We start from the raw sequence: 3,334 nt of genomic DNA on the forward strand, positions 1-3,334 counted from the left end.
CAAAAACAGTATGAAAAAGAATACGATGCGAAAAAACGGCATTGCTGATGCCCTGAAAGCGGGAGAAAGGCTTACTTAACCATCAGGGAACGCCAGTGTAAAGCAAGAAGAACATGAATTGGCTTTGCTGTTTGGTGCACGTCGCTCCGTGGCGGTTTGCTCATTCGCTTTGTCACCAACCAAAAAACAAACAAGCCAGCTCGAAGCTGACTTTAAGTTAGCACCAGAGGTCGGAGCGATTCAGTCAACAGCAAAAAAATCCCCTGAGAAATGGTTCTCAGGGGAAGCTTCAGTGAGTAAGGGACTGATGGTTATTGATTTAATTCACGTTCATATGATTAGCTGACTACTTATGTACCTTTGGCAGAGCCGCCGCTTTTTCCGTGTAATCCGCGTGGCAGTTACCACAAGTGTACTTGGCTGTTCCCCAAGGCATCAGGAACTTACCGTCGTCGCTGATTTGCTTCGCCTGTGGAGACAAATCCAGTGCGAACAGGTGTGACCTCACATCACCGAATACCACATCAGCTCCGCCCATCTTTGGCGCTGTTGTTAAGGCACTCTTGGCCAGTTTGGGCATATGGCAATCGGTACATTCAGCCATTGATTTGTGACCGAATGAGCCGCCACCGTCGGTAAATGCCATGGTGTGACAATCACTGCATGCCTTAACTGAGCCAGCATGCAATCCATCGCTGCTGTTTTGGTTGACTGTGGATTTATGCGGTTCATGACATGTGACACAGGCCATAAACTGCTTGCCGCCTATCTCGTCACCGGCCTTGTAGCTGCCATAATCCTGAGGGACAACACCCAGGAGTTCATCCGCTGTTTGGTGGTGCTGGCCCAGTCCGCCGGAAACAATGATTCGACCACCCACCTTGCTGCCATTCGGGAAGGCTGCATTGTATGGACTGACGAATGTCGGATAGTCTTTCTCACCATCACGGGTGTGGCATTCAGCGCAGGTAACTGGCTGACCATAGGCCATATCCTCAGCCAGGAATGCATCTGTGGTGCGCGCTGTGGCCATTTTGGTGATATTGGTCTTTGATGGGGCTTTGACGTGGAAACTACCGGCACCATGGCAGGATTCACACTGAATACCCTGCTCGGCAAAAGTGCCATTCATGCCCGGCAGATTATCCTGGCGGTCGGCGTTGCGGTTATCACCTCCGGCAACGTCAGTCGTGCGTTTCCAACCCGTGGTGTGGCAATTACCACAGCTGTACTTCACGTCGAACTCTGACGCTTTGTAGTCACCCATAACGCTGGGATCGGCGGGATGGTTGTCAGGGATATTCAATTCACCCTTGGCATTACGGATGTTGTACTGCACATCTTTACCGGTCACGATAAAGCCATTCTTATCCATCCAGCGCATTTTCCAATGGTAGCCACCCACAACGTAACTGACATCCTCGTAGGTTTTGGGCGCACCCAGGGTATTATTGGGTGTGGAGTCAACCAACAAATCGATAGCGCCGGTAATGGTTGTTTCCGGCGTATAGGGGAAGGCTGGCTGCTCGCCACCGTTGATTTTTTGAATTTTAAAATTGTGACCCGTTTTAACGAAAGACTGATGCAGTTCACTGTGACAGCCTGCGCACGCTGCTGAGCCCACATAAGCCAATACTTCCGGCTCGGGTAATGGCTCAACCGTTACTGTTACTTCTCCTACGGCCTCTGCCTTTCCGTCTGTGATTGTGTAGTTAAACTTGACCTCACCGGCGGTGTCACCGGCAGAAAACTCAACTTTTCCCTGATTAATAACGGCGCTGCTGTTGTTTACGGAAACTATTGACAGTGTATCGCCATCTGCATCGGTATCATTTGCCAGCACATCAATGGTGACTGTCTCGGACACCATCACAGAGGCGCTATCTGCCACAGCAACCGGGGCGGAATTTTCTTCAATCGGCGGGGGCGGGGAATCGTTGTCGCTACCACAGGCAACCAACATTGAGATCATGCTAGCGAGCAATAATTTTTTACTGGGAATGGCGTTGCTCATATGTTCATCCTCTCGCGGCTCATTTCAACCACCTGATATTGATGATTGATATGTCTCTTTGGACATGCCTGCAGTATTTTTCAAATACTACGAAAGGAATAGATTAGCTAAATTCACAGATGCCTTGCGGTTGTGAAGCACGCTTATCAACTTAAAGCTAAGCCTATGTATTTAAATAATTATATCCACTCACGAAAGATTGTGATGTTGTAACACAAATTGCCCGGTTGTTGTCAAAAAATAGATCTTGTTCTCATTTTGCACGACCAGCCCCGCCTTGATGAGTTGCCGCAAATGGAAATTGAATTTGGTGTGGTCCTCAATACCGACGAGTCGGCATAAATCCATAAATTTAAGCTGTTTATGGGTGCCCAGCTGTTTAAGTGTCATTCGTCGAAACGGGTTGGCAAGCGCCGCATATACACTATCGGAATCAATATTTGTCGCTGATTTCAATAGTTGCTTTTCTGCCACACTGCGCTTAATGGCCATCAGTAAACCATCGGCGTTAAAGGGCTTGGTCATCACACTGTCAGCGCCTTTTTTCATGGCATCTACTGCGGTATCCACAGTGGCATAAGCCGTAATAATGACAACAGCGATAAAAGGGCTGAGTTGGCGCAGATTTGAGATAGCCTCCACCCCCGTCATGCCCGGCATCAGCAAGTCCATCAGGGCGACATCGAAACACGTATGTTCACATGCATCGATAGCGGCTTCAGCACAGCCAACAGCGGTGACACTATGGCCTTCCAATTCGATGATCTCCACCATGCTTTTACGCAATTCGATGTCATCTTCTGCAACCAATACTTTAACCATTAAGCAATTCTCTCAAATGAGATTGATATATGAGTGCCCTTTCCGGGCTTGCTCTCTATCGCCATAAAGCCATGGTGAGCTCTGACAATGGCATCACAAATGGCCAGCCCCAGCCCAGTCCCTTTTCCGATGGGTTTGGTGGAATAAAACGGCTCCAACGCCCTGGCACAACAGGCCTCATCCATGCCATGCCCTTGGTCGGTTACCGACAATTCAATTCGATTGTCTTTCATCATGGCATTGATGCTTATTTTGCTGCCTTTGGCACTGGCATCCATGGCATTGTTGAGTAAGTTAATTAACAGCTCTTCGAGTTTTATGCGCTGCCCCAGCAATGTCAGCTTATCTGAACAATTTACCTGAATGGAGTACTCCCGCTCTTTGTGTGACAACAGCTTTATTGCTGAATGGATCACATCCAACAATTTCACTTCAGAGCGTTGCTCAGAAGCGGGTCTGGCGTATGCCAGTAACTCTTTACTGATATCCGCAGCCCGG

General features: G+C 48.6%; 4 protein-coding genes. 1 reads left to right on the plus strand and 3 read right to left on the minus strand.

The features are described 5' to 3' along the window. The first annotated feature begins 118 nt into the window (after window positions 1-118). Window positions 119-346 carry a hypothetical protein gene (locus ABYK60_RS18330; protein ID WP_372873430.1) on the plus strand — a complete coding sequence of 76 codons (228 nt, stop codon included), beginning with the start codon at window positions 119-121 and terminating at the stop codon, window positions 344-346. On the opposite strand, the gene ABYK60_RS18335 is transcribed toward ABYK60_RS18330, so the two are convergent. From ABYK60_RS18335 to ABYK60_RS18345, 3 genes are all read right to left on the minus strand, one after another. Then, a complete protein-coding gene (locus ABYK60_RS18335; RefSeq protein WP_372873431.1) occupies window positions 347-2,014 on the minus strand; it encodes an Ig-like domain-containing protein in 1,668 nt (555 codons plus the stop codon). A 189-nt stretch (window positions 2,015-2,203) separates the two neighbouring features. Beyond that, window positions 2,204-2,836, minus strand: coding sequence for a response regulator (locus ABYK60_RS18340; protein ID WP_372873432.1), 633 nt, complete (start codon window positions 2,834-2,836; stop codon window positions 2,204-2,206). Next, a partial coding sequence (locus tag ABYK60_RS18345) for a sensor histidine kinase (protein WP_372873433.1) occupies window positions 2,836-3,334 on the minus strand: 499 nt, incomplete at its 5' end. The genes ABYK60_RS18340 and ABYK60_RS18345, both read right to left, overlap by 1 nt.

It is taken from the genome of Shewanella sp. (assembly GCF_041630135.1).
In the GTDB taxonomy this organism is placed as follows: domain Bacteria; phylum Pseudomonadota; class Gammaproteobacteria; order Enterobacterales; family Shewanellaceae; genus Shewanella.